This window comes from Paenibacillus sp. FSL M7-0134, assembly GCF_038007865.1.
Classification (GTDB): Bacteria; Bacillota; Bacilli; order Paenibacillales; family Paenibacillaceae; genus Paenibacillus; species Paenibacillus polymyxa_B.
Genome location: NZ_JBBOXV010000002.1, coordinates 2,124,836 through 2,143,002, shown reverse-complemented (window position 1 = coordinate 2,143,002; position 18,167 = coordinate 2,124,836). Strand labels below are relative to the sequence as shown.

General features: G+C 47.9%; 5 protein-coding genes. 1 reads left to right on the top strand and 4 read right to left on the bottom strand.

All coding sequences use genetic code 11. From position 1 onward, the window contains the following. Positions 1 to 50: 50 nt before the first annotated feature. Positions 51 to 530 carry a transcription elongation factor GreA gene (gene greA, locus NSQ58_RS25185; RefSeq protein WP_013310174.1) on the bottom strand — a complete coding sequence of 160 codons (480 nt, stop codon included), beginning with the start codon at positions 528 to 530 and terminating at the stop codon, positions 51 to 53. Positions 531 to 895: 365 nt separating this feature from the next. On the opposite strand from greA, the gene NSQ58_RS25180 reads away from it, so the two are divergent. Then, complete coding sequence (locus NSQ58_RS25180; RefSeq protein ID WP_023988452.1) at positions 896 to 1,243, top strand: hypothetical protein; 348 nt, start codon at positions 896 to 898, stop codon at positions 1,241 to 1,243. A 310-nt stretch (positions 1,244 to 1,553) separates the two neighbouring features. On the opposite strand, the gene NSQ58_RS25175 is transcribed toward NSQ58_RS25180, so the two are convergent. The 3 genes from NSQ58_RS25175 to NSQ58_RS25165 form a co-directional block, all read right to left on the bottom strand. After that, complete coding sequence (locus tag NSQ58_RS25175) at positions 1,554 to 4,589, bottom strand: endonuclease (RefSeq protein WP_341058407.1); 3,036 nt, start codon at positions 4,587 to 4,589, stop codon at positions 1,554 to 1,556. A gap of 99 nt (positions 4,590 to 4,688) precedes the next feature. Then, on the bottom strand, positions 4,689 to 6,590 hold the full coding sequence (locus NSQ58_RS25170; protein ID WP_341058406.1) for a serine hydrolase domain-containing protein: 1,902 nt from the start codon (positions 6,588 to 6,590) through the stop codon (positions 4,689 to 4,691). Positions 6,591 to 6,855: 265 nt separating this feature from the next. After that, the gene (locus tag NSQ58_RS25165; protein ID WP_341058404.1) at positions 6,856 to 18,069 is read right to left on the bottom strand and encodes an amino acid adenylation domain-containing protein; all 11,214 of its coding nucleotides are present in this window, start codon (positions 18,067 to 18,069) and stop codon (positions 6,856 to 6,858) included. Between the last annotated feature and the right edge of the window lie 98 nt (positions 18,070 to 18,167).

Sequence of the window (18,167 nt, the reverse complement as noted above, 5' to 3'; positions counted from 1 at the left end):
CGAGAAATAAAAAAATCCCGGCCCCCTCATATAAGGGAATCGGGAATGAACTATGTGAGCTTAATTTCAAGCAACTCATATTTGATTACAGCCATGGGTGCATCCACATGAATGATACTGCCCACTTCTTTCCCCAAAAGTGCCTTGCCTAAAGGACTCTCATAGGAAATTTTGTTATCCAGAACATCCGCCTCAGCAGGACTTACAATTTTGTATTCCATCTTCTCCGAAAATTCGATGTCATTCAGAATGACAGTCGATCCGATACTAACGGTTCTAAGGTCTAAATTACTCTCGTCCACGACCCGGGCTTTGGTCAGCATCTTCTCCAATATGAGAATGCGGGTTTCCATAAATGCTTGGTCGTCCTTGGCTGAGTGATACTCACTATTTTCCTTCAAATCACCGTAGCTGATAGCCAACTTAAGCCGTTCGGCTAGCTCCTTACGTTTTACGGTCTTCAGTTCCTTAAGCTCATCCTCTAGCTTGGCCAATCCCTCTTTAGTTAACAATACTTCTTCATTCGACATATTTTATCTACAACTCCTATTTCAGCATTTGCTTAATTCCAATTCAACGCTCAAAAATACAATAAACGAACTAAACCGTTTCGGTCTAAACATTGCTGATTGGAAACGCTCTTGGGATGTATGCAAATTGCTCATTTGGCTTGCTTTATTGTAGTTTACTCTAAATCGGACCAACATGCGAAATAAATTACTGATAATAGTAGCCAACTACCTTCAGCCAGGGTGATTCTTATAGTAACCAATGCTCTCTTATTCGCATATCGTATGATCATAACGTATATTGATGAGCACATGCAGTGCCGCTGTCCTTGTCCCGAATTTTGTGAAAACCAGGCAGGAGCAGTATATGGCGGGAGGAAGATTCAATGGCTTCCTTAGGAAAGAATGGTAATGGGAATGGGAATCGTAAATCCAAATCCCCCCCCAACGGTCAAAAGAAAAATGGATTAAACAGTAATTCGGCTATCTTTTCTGCTCTTCAAGGGAAAAATGTGGAGGTCTTAGTGGCAGCCCTCCTACTAACAGGAAAACTAAACGTCGATTCCGTGACTTTATACAGACAAGCAACATTGTTTTTGGGACTCACAGGAAAATACAAAACATTAGCATCTACTCCTTCCAATGTCGATAATATGGTGAAATTTTTAAATGATAACGGGAACATGACACTGGACCAGGTAATACAGGCCTTTTCACAGAAAGTAAACAATTAACAAGTGGCGAAAGGAGATATTTGTGGTGAGTGAGTTTGATGGAGAATATTTTGCAGAGGTTGTCATTATTGTGATACTAGTTGCCTTGTTCTTCTATGGCTCCTCAGATATAGAGGGACTGTCTGCTCAACCAACACAATCCTAAAATGATAGTACCCGCTGCGGGTACTTTTTTCATGCTTCTCTCTTATATAAATACAGCTCGACAGAACACCATAGTGGCAGACATATCGTAAAAATAAAATAGAGCATCTATAGACTCTCGAAGGTCAATAGATGCTCTTGCTTTTTAACGATCCATCATTTTTACTTAACGTTCCTTCACTTCCACGCTTATCGTTTTACTACTAACTTCTCCTGAAGCATTGACTAGCTCGGCCCGATACTCATATGTACCCGGCTTTTGATTTTGGATGTTGGTGACTGCACTTTGGGCCTGCGGGCTTTGGCTTGGCAGATCCTGTGCGTCGATCAGTTCTCCATTTTCATATAAGTTGTATTTTGTCGCATTCGTGCCCCACCACATGTTCATTGTAAGGGTGTAGGTGCCGTCACCGTCCCAATTGTCATGAGACAGCACTGGAATGCCAGGGGATGCATCGGTCACTTCGACAGTTAATGGGTCGCTGGTCGTTTTACCAGAAGCGTTGATCAGTTCTGCAGTATACGTGTAGGTACCATTGGTCTTGCCTGTAACAGGAATGACTGCATGCTGTGCTCCAAGGGAAGCGGCTTGCAACGATTGGGTGCCAATCAGCTTGTCGTTTTCATACAACTTGAGCTCATCACCATTCGTACCCCACCACAGATTCATGGTGATGTTGTAGTTGCCATCCTTCAGCCCGGTGTCCTGCCCGTTATCATGCGACAGCACAGGTTTTCCTGGCACTTCACCTACAGCAGTCTTTTTGACTCTAACGGCTACAGGATTGGATACCACTGTTTGACCGTCCAAGGTGACGCTGGCTGTAATCTCCGCGCTCCCCTCTTTTAGGGCCTTAAGTTCTCCATACGTATCCAGTGAAACGGATTCATGACTGCTGATATACTGAACAGAAGCGCGGCTTAAATCAGCTTCGCTGCCATCTGTCAGCGTACCCTTGAGATGTGTCGCTGCCGTATCCCCAATGTTGAGGGTCGTTTGATCCAGTGAAAGCTCTACTTCCTGCAATGCTGCGCCTGTCTGAGCTGAAAAATCATCCAGTCCACGCGGTTTTAACTGATAATTCCCTTTGAAAATCGCCGAAATTCCCTTCAGCTTCACTTGCTGTCCTTCTTGATATGGAAAAGATGTCCGTGTTAAGCCTGTACGTGCATCGACGCGCACATGGTGACTTACTTCACCAGATACTGCATCAAATTCAAACGAACCTACGGGAGTCGCGTCTATCACATTACGAATCATTGCCGTAGGAAGCTCAACTAACTGTCCTTGGTTCGCATCACTGAGTTCGGTGACTTGTACAGCTTCCGGCGTTTGTCCTTCTCCCGTTTTTTCAATTGCCACTGGATCGGTTAACTCTAGCTCACTATTATACAGTGCCAAGCTTGCTGTAAGCTTTACTCGATCACCTTGGTGAAAGCCGCTTTGGTTCTGATATACATAAATCCCACCACTTTCATCCTGCATGTAAAAGGCTTGACCGCCGAATGCACCTGGTTCTGTCGTCACAACACCCTCTAAGGTCACGACTTTGCCAGCCGGGAGACTCCGTGCTTCTGCGACACTGATACGAGCTGGAACCGTATTGCCTTCCTCAGGCAACGGCTGGGCCGGGACATCAGCCAGCACGACGGATTGGGTCAGCAGATTGCTGCCGTTTTGCCTCAGTCTAAGATTAGCTGAACCACTGGTTCCCGGCTTGATCCGCACCGTCAAGTCCTTATAGGCATGCCCTTTGCCGTTGGACTCCAAACTAAATGTTCCGCTATAGCCGTAAGAGGTTGGCCAGCTTCCATCCGGATTTTGAATCTGGGCTACTTGATTGCCGCCCGCTACATAAATACCTGTGCTAAATCCGCTAATCGTGCTGTTAGGAGCCAGTTGGTCGGCAGTAACTCGAATTTGAAAAGGCTGTGCATTGGGCAGCTGCTCTTGACGAACGATGCTGTACACTGGTTGCGCACTGGCTGTAGATCCGCCATAGGACCCTGCCTTGAATGTTCGCTGATCCCACCATTTGTAGCCGGCTGCGGGAGCGGACCAAGGCTCGGCTTGTGGTTCCGTGGAAGTCTGTGGCTCTTCAAAAGGCAGTAATGCCGTCGGCTGGTCCAGCTGTAAGCTTTTCACTTCCGTCAGACTGGTATACTCCTCCTTGTTGGACAACCAGTCTACGATATTGACCAGTAACACGGCGTCATCCTGCTCCTTAAAGCCGTCATACGTTGTCTTCTTGGTTCCTGTCTCTTCGCGCAAATATTTTGGCGTTGCATCTTCGACAGGAGACGAGTCCCCAATGAAAGCAGCTTTGCCTAGTCCTACTTTCGATACAGCTGCATAAGGTCCTTCTGGAATTCCGCCTCCGTTATAAACGCCCTGATCTACCGCGTTGCCCCAAGCCTGATTGGTTTTAGGAAGATATACGATTCCCTTGGCTTTCGCTGGGTCGATAATCGCGAGTGTTGATCCTGCATGCATTGCCACATTACTCACTCCAGCTGTAATGCCAAACGCCTGCGCTGGCTCGACAATCTGATTGGCCGTGATATCGCCTAATGCATTGTAGCGAAAGCGCACACCAAACTGGCTGCCCAGCCAATCTGAGCTGACTACGCCCTGCATCGCTGCTGAGCTTTTTTCTTCTGCACTCATTCCCTTCGCAGGGTCTTCCCATGCACCACGACGGTAGCCATTAATGCTCTCCGATCCGTCCCAGCGATTCTTGTTGCGGTCCGCGTTATAATGATCTCCAATGAAAAAAATACTATTGCCTGCTTTTACATACTGCTCCATTGCAGCCTGTTCGCTCTGTTTAAAAGGAATATTTGGCTCTGCCGTAACAAATACATCATAATTCTTTAGATCATTGTAAGTAATAGGCGTAGATTGGCGAAGCTCGTGTACATCATAGCCATTGCTCGCGAGGGCTTGGCCGAAGTCTGAAAATCCACCATCAATCACCCAATCTGCTGCGCCAGCTGTCTGTCCATGTGTATTATCAAACAGCACTTTTCTACCAGCGTTCTCATTGACCACTTTCGCAGCAATGAAGGGGGCTGGGTCCGCCGGACCTTCTGCCCGTACCGGTTGTATGCTGCCCGCAACACCAGCGTACAACGATAAAGTGAAAACCATAGCAGTTGCGTATTTGAAGCTACGGGATGTAAAGCGACGAAAGATTCCCATTATTCTCCTCCTGTTTGTTGGTTTAAAGCCCCTCTGGGGGGCATCAGATACAAATTTTAGCATTCATTTATGTTCGAATATGCATTGTTTTGTAAATATTTAGGAATAATGAATAGGAAGTAAATTCCAATAAAAGAGATACACCGTATGCAGCAATGTGAGTACCGCAAATAGGATTTTCCCAGCAGCCCGGGGTCTCCTTTCCCCTGTAATCAGCTTTGCGCCATTCACGATCAATACCCATACGGCAATGAGAGCTGAAATGAGCGGTAACGTGCAAATTCCCCAGATATACCAGGCGGAATAGCCATACACTATCTGATTGTTACCATAGATGACCTGCACCCCGAGAAAAATCGAATTTAGTGACGCAATGAATGCAAGGTTGGACGAAATGTGATTATTCGTTTTACGGATATCTCTGATCACATATCTTACAATCCAAATCAGCAAGGTTGTGATGAAAAATAAGGAGGCGGCAGCGTAGCTGACAAGCAGAGTCCAGGTACGGTGCCAAAGTGTCGTCTGCTTCATGGTCTTACTGTCTGGGGCAACCATCATCCAAGTACCGTTTTCCTGATACAGCAAAATTTTAAGCTGGCCCCCCTTTTCCACAAACAATCCATCACCTGCTGCTTGAAACACTTTGTCTGTTGCTTCATTCTCATTTGGGTGTTTTCCTTTAACAATTAACGTATGATCATCTTGAATTCGCACGGTGTATGTAATGCTTCCCAGTATCCGAATCCATTTTCCCCAACCATGAACAGGATTAGAATCCACCTGATATACGCCCTCGATCTCTGGCGAAAGTTTCACTTGTGTGGAAGAGCGAGCTAGTGACTGCAAAACGGCCTGCGGCTCTGAGGGCAGCATTTGGGCTATCGCATGGATGACTTTTCCATGAAGCAGGGTGTCCGTGTCAGCTGAATTAATGATCACAAAAATACCGATCTTTTGGGACGGAATCAATACCATTTCAGAAATAAAATCATCAATTTCCCCGGTAGCCCACAGCATAGGTACTCCCGTCTCCAAATGACCACGAAAAAATCCGTAGCCCACGCCATCCAGGCGTGCATCGACTGCAAATTGCTGCGCATGCATCACTTTTACCGTATGTGGCTGGAGCACCACTTTGCCCTCATACTTGCCTTGGTTTAAATGAGTGATCAGATAATGGGAAAACTCGTTGGGTGTGACGTTCAACGCTCCTGCTCCCGGCAGATTGATATACGACAAAGGCTGTTTCAAATACGCTCCATCCTTCCACTGATACGACTGGGCCAGTGCAGGATGATTTAACGGCAATTCCAGTGTCGCGCTGGGCATATTCATCGGCTGGAACAGATGTGTACGGAGGTAATCATTCAGTCCCTGACCGCTTACTTGCTCCACGATATTACCGATCAGACCGTAGGCGACATTGCTGTAATCATACTGAATTCCAGGTTTGCGGATGGGAGGCTGATTTTGAAAATACGTGCTGAGATACTGCTCTGTGGGCAAAACGCCTGCCCGAGTCGAGCTGTTAATGTCGTACAGTGCTTCATCTAATCCCGAGGTATGTGTCAAAAGCTGATGCAAATTGAAAGGCTGATTTTGGTATTGCGTAGCTTTATAGCTGTGGAGATAGCTGTTCACGTCTTCATTCAAATCAAGCTTATTTTGCTCAACCAGCTGCATCGTGGCGCTTGCACTAAAGGATTTGGTTAGAGATCCGACACGAACAATGGTCTTTGCTGGATCGAATGCCACTTTCCGCTCCATATCTGCATATCCATAGCCTTTACTAAAAAGGATTTGGTTTTCCTGGGTCACGACGACTGCAGCCCCCGGAATATGCAATTTTTCCAATTCTGTACTCATGATATTGTCCACTGTTTTTTCCAATGAATCAGGTGTTATGCTGTCTGTTGCCCATGCCGAAGCAATGAGCAGGTTCCAGAGAAACAACGCTGCTAAAAATGTGGATAGGTAGCAAAAGCCTTTATTCTTCATATTGAAGTACCATCCTTACGTATGAAGTTGATTTAATGATTTGAACCGTGCGGTGATTGCATAGCGAGCAGATATTTATACTCCGTATGGAAGCCATCAGCATGGCGCTATGGAATCATCGCACTTCCCATCGCGGGAGTGCACATAATAAAGCGAATCCTGATCGAGTCGCGTAAGCAGAAGGCTTCTTACCTGTCGATCAGGATTCATGTGTTACAGATTAAAAATTAGTGATTCAGTTCGTTACATCATCGACCGTAGATTTTCAAGATTTATGATGTGCCAAGTCTTGTGTCATGTCTTTGTCCGTGTTCCGAGTTATCTTTTGTATGGTGGCACGGATACTTTTTACATTTTCCTCGATAAATCCGGGTTCCAGCAGTTCATAATGATTGCCAATCAAGCTATGCTCTTCATAGCTACCTTGTGTAGCGTCTTTCCATAAAAGTCGATTATCTCCTGTACCCTTGACCGTTTCTGATCCAACGGCGACAAAGCCGTGAATATTCGCCTGAACGCTCTCTGTATTCACAAGCTGGTTGCCATATACCGCGTAAGCGATCATTTTACGTTGGTACGTTTCATTCAACAGCTCACGGTAGGAGTCGGGAACTTGTTCCAGCATGTCATGAATTTCATGCTCTGTTTCTTCAACTGTGAAGGGCAGGGCTTCCGCCCTTTTGACCGAATCGAGCATAAAAATATCGGATACAGTATGACCTTGACGTTCCAGTGTGTCAGCAACCTTATGCGCCAGATTACCACCTATGGAATAACCAAGCAGCACATACGGACCTTGCGCTTGCGTGCTGACGATCAAATCAACGTAACGTGCCAGCATGGCCTGCTCATCCGCAGCATCATCTACGAACTCCAACCCATACACGACTGCGTCCTGATCCAGTTGTTTCGCAAGCTCCGCGAACGACAGCCCGTATCCAAGCATAGGAGGAAAGCAGAAGATGGAGATCGGACCGTGTTCATTCAACCGAATGATTGGACTATCGGCCTTGTACTCCAGATCGGCTTTCAATAATGTGAGCGCCTGCGCTTCTATAGTTGGGAAGTCCAGAACACTACGGATGGGAAGCTCAATATCTGTAGCAAGGTGAACTTTGCGTATAAGCTCCAGTACTTTTAAGGAATGTCCACCTAACGTGAAAAAGTCATCGTGGATACCCACTTGTGGAATTTCAAGTACTTCCTGCCAAATGGCTGCCAGCAACTGTTCCACATCAGTTCGCGGTGCGACATATTCTATACCCGTGTGCAGCCCTTTGTCCGGCACAGGTAAAGCTTTGCGGTCGATTTTGCCGTTTGTCGTCAGCGGAAACCGATCCAGCTGTACAAATGCGGATGGAATCATATAGCTCGGCAGACTGGCCGACATAGCAGCTCGAATCTCACGGATGGTCAGCTGTTCATCGGCAGTGAAGTAAGCACATAATTGCTGCTGACCTGCTCCATCCCGCAAAGCGATAACAACGCTATCCCGCACGGACGGTACACTTGCCAGCCGCGCCTCCACCTCGCCCAGCTCAATCCGGTAACCGCGAATTTTAACCTGTTGATCAATCCGTCCAGCGTATTCCAGTATGCCGTCTTCACGCCAGCGAACAAGGTCTCCCGTACAGTACAGGCGATCTCCGTCCACCCACGGGTTAGCAAGAAATCTCTCAGCCGTCAGCTCAGGACGGTTCAGATAACCACGTGCAACTCCGTCTCCGCCGACAACCAGCTCACCCCAAGCTCCGACCGGCTGCAGGTTAAATGACGAATCCACTACATACGCCGTCGAATTGCGGATGGGGCGTCCGATCGGCACAGAATCCAGCTGTTCTTCCGTAATGTGATACGTCGTCGAAAAGGTTGTATTTTCCGTTGGCCCATAGCCGTTAATGATGTTGATGTCCGGATTATCGCGCAGGACCCGGTTAATATGGGGTGCAGACAAAACATCACCACCAACCAGCAAATACTTCACATCGCCGAAAAGTTTACTATCCTGCTGTGAAAGCTGATTAAATAACGGAGTGGTCAGCCACATCATGGTGACGCGATGATCTCGTATCGTCTCTTTAAGCTTGGCCGCGTCCAATAGATCATCCTTATGCACAAGAACAAGCTGACCGCCGTTCAGCAGCGCGCCCCAAATTTCAAACGTAGATACATCAAATACAAACGCGCAAGTCTGCAGCATTCGGGTCGATTCATCAAATGGCACATAATCCGTATTGCGGACAAGGCGCACGACACTTTGATGCTCAACAACGACACCCTTAGGCTTACCTGTTGAACCTGAGGTATAAATGACATAAGCAGCATGATTACCCGCTCCATCTATACCCAGATTGGAAGCATCTGCACTGTAGGACGTATCCTCATTCAGATTGACAATCTGTCCGTCAAAATAGCAACGATCCAGTAAATCCTGCTGGGCCAGCAGCAGCTTGGCTCCCGAGTCCTCCAGCATATAACGGATACGGTCCTCCGGATATTGAGAGTCTACCGGCACATACGCGCCACCAGCCTTCAAAATAGCGAGTGTTCCCGTAATCATATCCAGTGAGCGCTCCGTCAAAATGCCCACAGGTTCATCGGATTTCACCCCTGCATCACGCAGCGTATGCGCTAAACGGTTGGCTGTCTCATTGAGTTCCCGATAGGTCAATGATTGATGACCCAAAGCTACGGCAATATGATCCGGCGTGCGCTCTGCCTGCTCCTCAAACAGTTTTTGGATCGTGTGATTGCTTGGATATGCAGAGGCAGTGTCATTAAACTCTCCTGTAATTTGTTGTTTTTCCGCCGCTGTAACCAGTTCCAGCTCTTCTACGCAAACATTCGGGTTAAGCAAAACTTGCTCCAACAGGTTCACAAAATGTCCATGCAGACGCTCAATGCCTGTTTGATCATAACTTAACGCGTTATACATAAAACGAATCTTGATGCATTCTCCCGGCATAACGACTAAGCTCAGATCATAGTTAGTCTGCTCTGCAGCCACCACATTGGAAATCGAGAATGTATCCTGCCCGTCACTTCCCAGTTCCTCGACCTGCTCATCTACTGGATAATTTTCAAACACCATAATATGGTTAATTAAATCCTGTTTCTGGTCGGTCAATGCCTGAATCTCAAACAGTGGATACGTATCATATGCATGAGAAGCCAGCGCCTGCTCCTGCGTTTTCTTCATAACTTCTGCAAAAGATTCCCCTGCCTCACTAAGAATGCGAACGGGAATGGTATTAATGAACAAGCCGATAATATCCTCTACCCCGATAATATCTGATGGACGGCCTGAGACGACACTGCCAAATACGACATCACTGTGGTTGTTATATTTTTGCAGCACAATCCCCCATGCGGTTTGTAATAACGTATTCATGGTCACTTGATATCGCTTAGCCGTCTCCTCCACCCGGAGGGTCAACTCACGTTCCAAAACCGTCACCCAATCACTAGCCGTGTTGCCTTCACTCTTGCGACCGGATTTTACAGCTGGTAACGCTGTTTGCTGCTCATATCCGGATAAATAGCTGCTCCAGTAGTCGGTTGCCGCCTTGCGATCCTGTGCTTCCAGCCATTCAATAAAGCGGCTGTACGGCACTGCCGGTGCCAGTTCTGGTACTCTGCCCTCCTGAAGTGCTGCATAGCTTTCAAACACTTCTTTGTTTATAAGGGACAGACACCAGCCGTCCATGACGATATGATGAAAGCTCCATACAAAATGATAGCTGTCTTCTCCGGTACGTAAAATCGCTACACGCAGCAGGACATCCCGACGCAGATCAAAGCCCCGTGCTTTATCTTGTAGCTTGAAATTTTTCACCCAGGAATCTATTTCATCCTCATCTAGATGGTGTAAATCTTCATATTGAAAGCCGCAATCCCGATTTCGATACACCACCTGCAACGGTTCCGTATCTCTGCCAAAATAAAAATGTGTACGTAGCGCCTCATGTCGCCGAACCAGAATATTCAGGCTTTCTGCAAAAGCCCGAATGTCCATCTGACCTCGCATATCATAAGAAACCTGCTCAAAATACGCGTCATTCGCAGCTGCTTGACTATCTAGCTGGCTGTGAAACAGCATCCCTTTCTGCATCGGGGTCAGTGCATATACATTGTCAATCTCACCCGCAGCACCCATTTCAGATAAGAGACTGTCCAAGCCCTCCACACTCATTCCTTTATAGGAAATATCACTTGGGGTAAGCTCCGGGTGTTCTTTATGGATGCAATGCGCCAAAATTTCACGCAGGCTCGATTCTAGAAATTTCGCCAATCGCTCGATCGTCTCCGCTCTATAGCTCGTACGGCTATAGCTAATCGTCAGACCCAGTTGGCCTCCCGAAATGATGCCGCCAAAATCCAGTGTATACGTTCGAGCCATGGTCGGGCTCAGCGGCATCCCACCCTCATATGAGGATGATTGCAAGTCGTTCCCTTTCATATCTTGATCGAACTGTCCCAAATAGTTAAAGCTGATTTCGGGATCTGTCGTAAATATGGCTGGAGATGCCTCCGGTGCCTGTGTCTGACGGTCGGATAAATATTTCAGTACACCGTAGCCAATCCCTTTTTGCGGGATACCGCGCAGTCCTTCCTTCACACCCTTGATCCGTTGCGAAAGTGCCAGTTCTTCCGGCATATCGAGCAAAACAGGATATTGGCTTGTAAACCACCCTATCGTTCGGGTAATGTCCACCTCTGGTAAAATGGCTTCACGTCCATGTCCCTCCAGATTAATCAGGAAACGCTCATGTCCGCTCCATGCTTGCAATGCCATTCCTACCGCCGTCAACAACAGGTCATTAATTTCTGTACGGTAGGCACGATTGGCCTGCTTGAGCAGCTGCTCTGTCTCAGCATGTGTCCACAAAGCAGTAACCGACTCACTATCGCCAATCAATGGCTTTTCGTGCTCGTTATGCCCGTAATCCTGCGGCAAAGGAGCCAGTTCCGCTTGTGCAAGTTTCCCCCAATACGCTCGCTCACGTTCCATAGCTGGACTGTTGGCATAAGCGTGCAGCTGCTCGGCCCACGTTTGGAACGAATCTGTTTTATGAGGCAGCTGAATCACCTGTTCACCCTTGGAGGCTTGATCATAGGCAGTCGCCAAATCCTCGAATAAAATGCGCCAGGATACCCCGTCCACCGCCAAATGATGAATCACGACCAGCAGATGATCTCCATCCGGGCAACGGAACAGCCCCAGTCTCATCAGCGGACCTTCGCTTAGGGAAATACCAGATTGAATTTCATTACATTTCGCTTCAATTATCTTCGCCAAATCTTGCTTGTTTACATCGCTGTCATTATAGTCAAAGCATTCCAGATGGTACGGCTCGCCTTCCTCTACACTGCGGTTCCATGCTGTACATCCGTTCTCCGACAAACTAAAAACCATACGCAATGCATCATGGTGCGAAGTAATCTGATGGAGCGCCCGCCGTAGTGCCTGTTCGTCATAGCCTTCCTGACGATAGAGCATGACAGATTGGTTAAAATAGTGTGGTTCTTCCGTTGGCTGTTCAAAAAACCAGCGCTGAATCGGTGTAAGCACTACATTTCCTGTAACCTCGCCCTGCTCGGCTATTCGGTTAACAGGCTGAATATATGTGCTTAGTCCCGCAATTGTCGGGTATTTGAACAAGTCCTTCATTTCCAGCTTGTATCCAGCCTGAAACAAGCGGGACGATACTTGGATGGCCTTGATGGAGTCACCACCCAAATGGAAAAAGTTATCCTGTATTCCGACTTTCAGGATACCAAGAATGGCTCCCCAAGCCGTAGCCAGTGCCTGTTGAACATCCGTCTCGGGTGCCATATAATCCATACCTGTATCGAGATTGTGCTCAGGTGCGGGCAGTGCCCTGCGGTCTACTTTGCCATTCAGCGTCAAAGGCAGTCTGGAGAGCTGCACAAAGTAGGACGGCACCATATAGCCAGGCAGATTCTGCGACAAAATGTTACGTAAGTCGCTGGCGCTCAATTCACTGTCTGTTGCAAAATAGGCACACAGCTGTTTTTGTCCGTTATCATCCTGCCGCACGGTAACAACCGATTCCTTCACACCTGGAATCGTGGACAAACGGGTTTCAATTTCACCCAGTTCAATGCGGTAGCCGCGAATTTTGACCTGTTCATCCATTCTTCCCTTGTACTCCAGCACACCATCAGCACGCCAACGCACTAAGTCCCCTGTACGATAGCAATATTCTCCAGACCGGAATGGACTTTCAATAAATTTTTCCGCCGTAAGCTCGGGCCGATTCAGATATCCTCGCCCAACACCGTCGCCACCGACGATCAGCTCTCCCCAGGCTCCGATAGGCTGCAGCTTCAACGAACGATTGACCACATAAGCGGTCGAGTGATCAATTGGACGTCCAATGGGAATAGCCTGGGTTTGCGGTTCTGTAATGTCATAGATGGTGGAAAAGGTGGTGTTCTCCGTCGGACCATAAATATTGGCCAGGCGAAGCTGCGGGTACTCCTTCAACACACGATTGACGTGTGGTACAGACAACACATCACCACCCACGAGCAACTCCTTCAAGGACGCAAACACTCCGATTTCTTGCTGCGAATACTGATTGAATAAAGCCGTGGTCATGAACATCGTGTTAACACGATACTTGTCAATCGCCTGCTTGAGCTTGGAGGCATCCAGAATAGTATCATGACTTACCACATACAGTTGTCCCCCGTTCAGCAGCGTTCCCCAAATTTCAAATGTGGAGGCATCGAACACAACTGCACCCAATTGCAGCATACGTGTATTTTCATCAAGCATGGCATAGCTTTTGTTTTTCACTAGGCGCACGACATTACGGTGCTCAATCATCACGCCCTTCGGTTTGCCTGTCGTACCAGAGGTGTAGATCACGTACGCAAGATCGGAGGAAGATCCCCCTGTTGTAATCGCAATTGTTCCATCCGTCTGAGCGTCACATTCAGATTTGCTATTGCATCGCTGTTCATCACTCAAATCGATGACCGGAATGCCGGGTTCAAAAGGAATCTGCTCACGTCGCTGTAACAGTAACAGCCCAGCACTGGAATCCTCCAGTAAATAACGGATACGCTCCTCAGGATAATCGGGATCAATGGGAACGTAAGCCCCTCCGACCTTCAAAATCGCCAGCATACCGACGACCATTTCAATGGAGCGTTCAGCCATAATCCCTACTCGCTGTGTCTCTGGCTCGAACCCGCGCCGTATCCCATGGGAAGCGAGTATGCGTGCCAGACGGTCGGCACGTTCATTCAGCTCGCGGTAGGTAAGCTGCGTGTCCGCAAAGGTGACGGCCAGCCGATCTGGTGATTGCACTACCTGTTCCTCGAACAGCACATGCAGTGCTTGATCTCGTGGATACGGATAGTCTGCTACCGTATCATTGAATCTCTGCACAAGCAGCTCTTTTTCTTGGGCCGAAACCATTTCAATAGCCGAAAGAACGATATCCGGCTGTTCTATAACCGCATTGATAAGCTGCTGCAAATGTTCAGTCAGTCGTTCAATGGTTTCCCGTTTGTACAGCCGAGTTCCGTATTGAAGAGCACAGGAAATTTGTTCTCCATCCTCCACTGCGAACAGACTCAAATCAAATTTGGCCGTCGTTTGTTCACTTGGATAGGATGCCAATTGCAGCCCTGCCAGCTGCTGCTCTTTTTGTTCTATGTTTTGCAGTGCAAACATGGTATCAAATAACGGATTACGGCTTAAATCTCGATCCACGCCCAGCTTCTCCACCAGCTCTTCAAACGGATAATCCTGATGTTCAAAAGCTGTTAACGCGTTATCCTTGACCTCCAACACATAATCGCGGAACGTTTTCCCGCCTTCTGGATAATTACGGATTGCCAGTGTATTCACGAACATCCCGATCAGACTGCCAAGATCTGCATGGGGCCGCCCTGCAATTGGCGAACCGACAATAATATCTTCCTGCCCGCTATAGTGGCTAAGCAAAGCCGAATAGGCAGCCAACAGCACCATATATAATGTCGATTCCGTCTGCAACGCAATGCTTTTTAAGCCTTCGCTTTGTCGTTGGTCAAGCGTAAATTCCAGCACATCTCCTTCAAAGCTTCTCACCGCTGGGCGTGAATAATCAGTCGGTAGATCAAGCACAGGTAGCTCTCCTGCGAAGGTATTGAGCCAGTAGTTTTCCTGTTCCCGGTAGCGTTCACTTTGCTGCTGCTTCTGTTGCCAAGCGGCGTAGTCTTTATACTGAATGCGCAGCGATGGCAACGTGTCGCCTGCATATAAATGAATGAAGTCCTGAATCAGTACATTTATAGAGGTACCGTCCGAAATGATATGATGCATATCCATGAGCAAAATATGATGCTCTGGGTCTGTTTCAATCAAACCAACTCGGAATAACGGAGCTTGCCCCAGATCGAACGGCTGAACAAAGTTACGTACCAGCTCATCCGTTTCCTTTGGGGCAGCTCCGTGAGCATAGGTCAATTCCATGCGAAAAGGAACCTCGTCATGCACTCGCTGGACAGGTTCACCGTTCATGGTCTCAAAACTTGTGCGCAATGTTTCATGGCGTTCAATAAGCTGACGGAACGCGTTATCCAGTGCCTTGTGATCAAGTGAACCGGTCAGAGTCAGGGCACCAGGTATGTTATAGCTAATTCCCGCTCCATCAAGCTGATTGAGGATATACATCCGTTTTTGAGCCGAAGAGACCGCATAAAATGGCTTATTCTCCGTAACAGGGATGGATTCATAGGTGGTTTGCTCCAGTGCTTCAATAACCTGCGCCAGCTGTTCAATTGTCGGATGCTGGAACAAATCCTTTAGCTGCACATTTTTATGCAATTCCTTATAGATGAGTGATATGACATGTGTCGCCCGCAGGGAATGTCCTCCTGCCTCAAAAAAGTTATCCTTAATCCCAATGCGCTCAAGCTCCAGCACATCTTTCCAGATGCTAGCCAGTTGTGCTTGTAATTGATTTTGAGGAGGTACATATTCTGCGCCTGAGCTTACACCTCCCTCTGGCTGTGGCAACGCTCGGCGATCCACCTTGCCGTTGGGCGTCAGTGGCAATTGCTCCAGCTGTACAAAATACGACGGTACCATGTAGCCCGGCAGCTCCTGACTCAAAGCACTACGCAGCTCACTTGTCGCTACTTCCGCATGGGTGACCACATATGCGCAGAGCAGCTTTTGCCCCTGCTCATCTTCATGTGCAATTACAACAGCTTCTCGGACTGCCTCCAGCTTCAACAGCTGTGCTTCCACCTCGCCCAGCTCAATCCGGTAGCCTCGAATTTTCACCTGCGCGTCGATTCGTCCCTTATATTCCAGCGTCCCGTCCGCATTCCAACGCACCAGGTCCCCTGTACGATAGCAGCGTTCGCCGCCACGGAACGGGCTGTCGATGAACTTTTCGGTCGTCAGGTCTGGGCGGTTGCGATATCCGCGAGCCACCCCGTCACCGCCGACGATCAGCTCCCCCCACGCTCCAATAGGCTGGAGCTGCATCGAACGGTCCACGACATATGCCGTCGAGTTATGGATCGGGCTGCCAATAGGCACAGATCCCGATTGAACGCTGGTAATGGCATGTGTAGTGGAAAAGGTCGTATTTTCCGTCGGACCATAGCCGTTAATGATATGTAGATTCGGATGGGCCTCCAATACCCGGTTAATATGCGGTACGGACAGCACATCACCACCAACCAATAGCTCCCGTATCCCCTCAAATAGTTCCAAGTCCTGCTGGGATAGCTGATTAAAGAGTGGTGCGGTCAGCCACATCGTGGTAATGCCGTGATTGCGAACAACTTCCTTGAGCTTGGGCGCGTCCAAAATAACATCCTGACTCACCAGCACCAGCTGTCCACCGTTCAATAACGCACCCCAAATTTCGAAGGTGGACGCGTCAAAGACAACAGACCCGGTCTGCAAAATGCGCGTGTCGGCATTCAAGCGTGCATAATTTGTGTTTGTCACCAAACGCACGACATTACGGTGCTCCACCATAACCCCTTTGGGCTGGCCTGTAGTCCCTGAGGTGTACATAATATAGGCCAAACGACCAGCTGCGCTCGCCTTCGGTTGTTCTCCAGCTGCATAAGCCTGCTGTATTTGTTCTGCTTGTTCTGATTGCGTAGCTTTTGGTTGCATGGTTTCTGGTTGTATGGTTGTCGTAGAAGCAAGTTCGGGACTGGCGAAAATGGAGTAGAACGGATCTAGGCAGTCCACGTCTCCCGGATCAGTATTCGTCCCGTGATCATTCGGCAAAATTGGATCGTAACGATCAGCATCATCCGTTCCATAAATTGCAGCATCGCTAAGGTCAAGCACCATTCCCTTAAAATCAGTGGGCCGATGTTCCATTCGCTGCACGAGCAGTATGTCCGCACCGGAATCCTGCAGCAAATAGCGTATACGCTCATCCGGGTAATCAGAATCAATGGGTACATACGCTCCACCTGCTTTGAGAATTCCGAGCATACCGACAATCATCTCGATCGAGCGTTCAGCTACAATGCCGACCGTCTGCTCGGTGCGGATTCCCTGCTTACGTAAAGAATGAGCCAGTCGGTTGGCCTTTTCATTCAATTCTGCATAGGTTAGGCTATCTTGCCCACACACTACCGCCACCTGCTGTGGTGCCTGCTTCGCCTGTTTCACGAACAATTCATGAATAGACGCATGACATGGATAATCCACATTTGTATCGTTGAAGGTATGGACCAGCTGCTCTACTTCTTGCTCTGACAGTACTTGTGCTGTGGAAATCGCCAACTCTGGCTGCTGCAAAACAATAGTGTACAGCCGCAGAAGCTGCTCAACAAAGTGCTCAATCGTCGTCTCGCTATAACGGTCGCTACTATACTTTACGTTCAGGGAGACTGCTTCATGTTCCCATTGAAACTGGAAATCCAGTTCAGATTGTACGTGATTTAAAAAATCAGAAATATGAATATTTTGCAAGGATACTGTGGTGTGAATAAGAGGCTTTTCATCCTCATTACGTTGAATGTCAAGTAATTCAGAATAGTTCCAAAAAGGAATGTTTTGATGTTCAATAGCTTCGCCGACAGAGGTTTTGATTTGAGACAGCAAAGCTTTGAAGGTTGTACTGGAATCCAGCGTATTTTTCAATAAAAGCAGATGGTTGATCGGCTTTGTAGCACCGTTGCCAGACTTGGCTACCGGGATGCCCAGCAGCACACGTTCCTCACCTGTGTATTTATGCAATAAGCTCTCTACTCCAGCAAGCAGGACCATAAACACGGCCCATGGAGCGCCACCTGTTATAGATGATATTCTTTGGGAAATTTCAGTTGGAAATGTGAGTGTGTACGTATGGGAATTTAAACTCGTTACAGTTGTACTTCTGGACACATGGTTGGTGTATGGCAGGCAGATGATATGATCCTCAGATTCCAGTTTATGACTCCAGTAATTTTTTTCCTTCTCAAATAAGGCTTTCAATGACATCCCTCCTGCTTCTCAGGGCCTGTTCCCCCGGTTGGATGGTGCGTTGTTACGTACATGAGCGTTGTGTCAGAAAAAGAATACTTTGCAGGCAA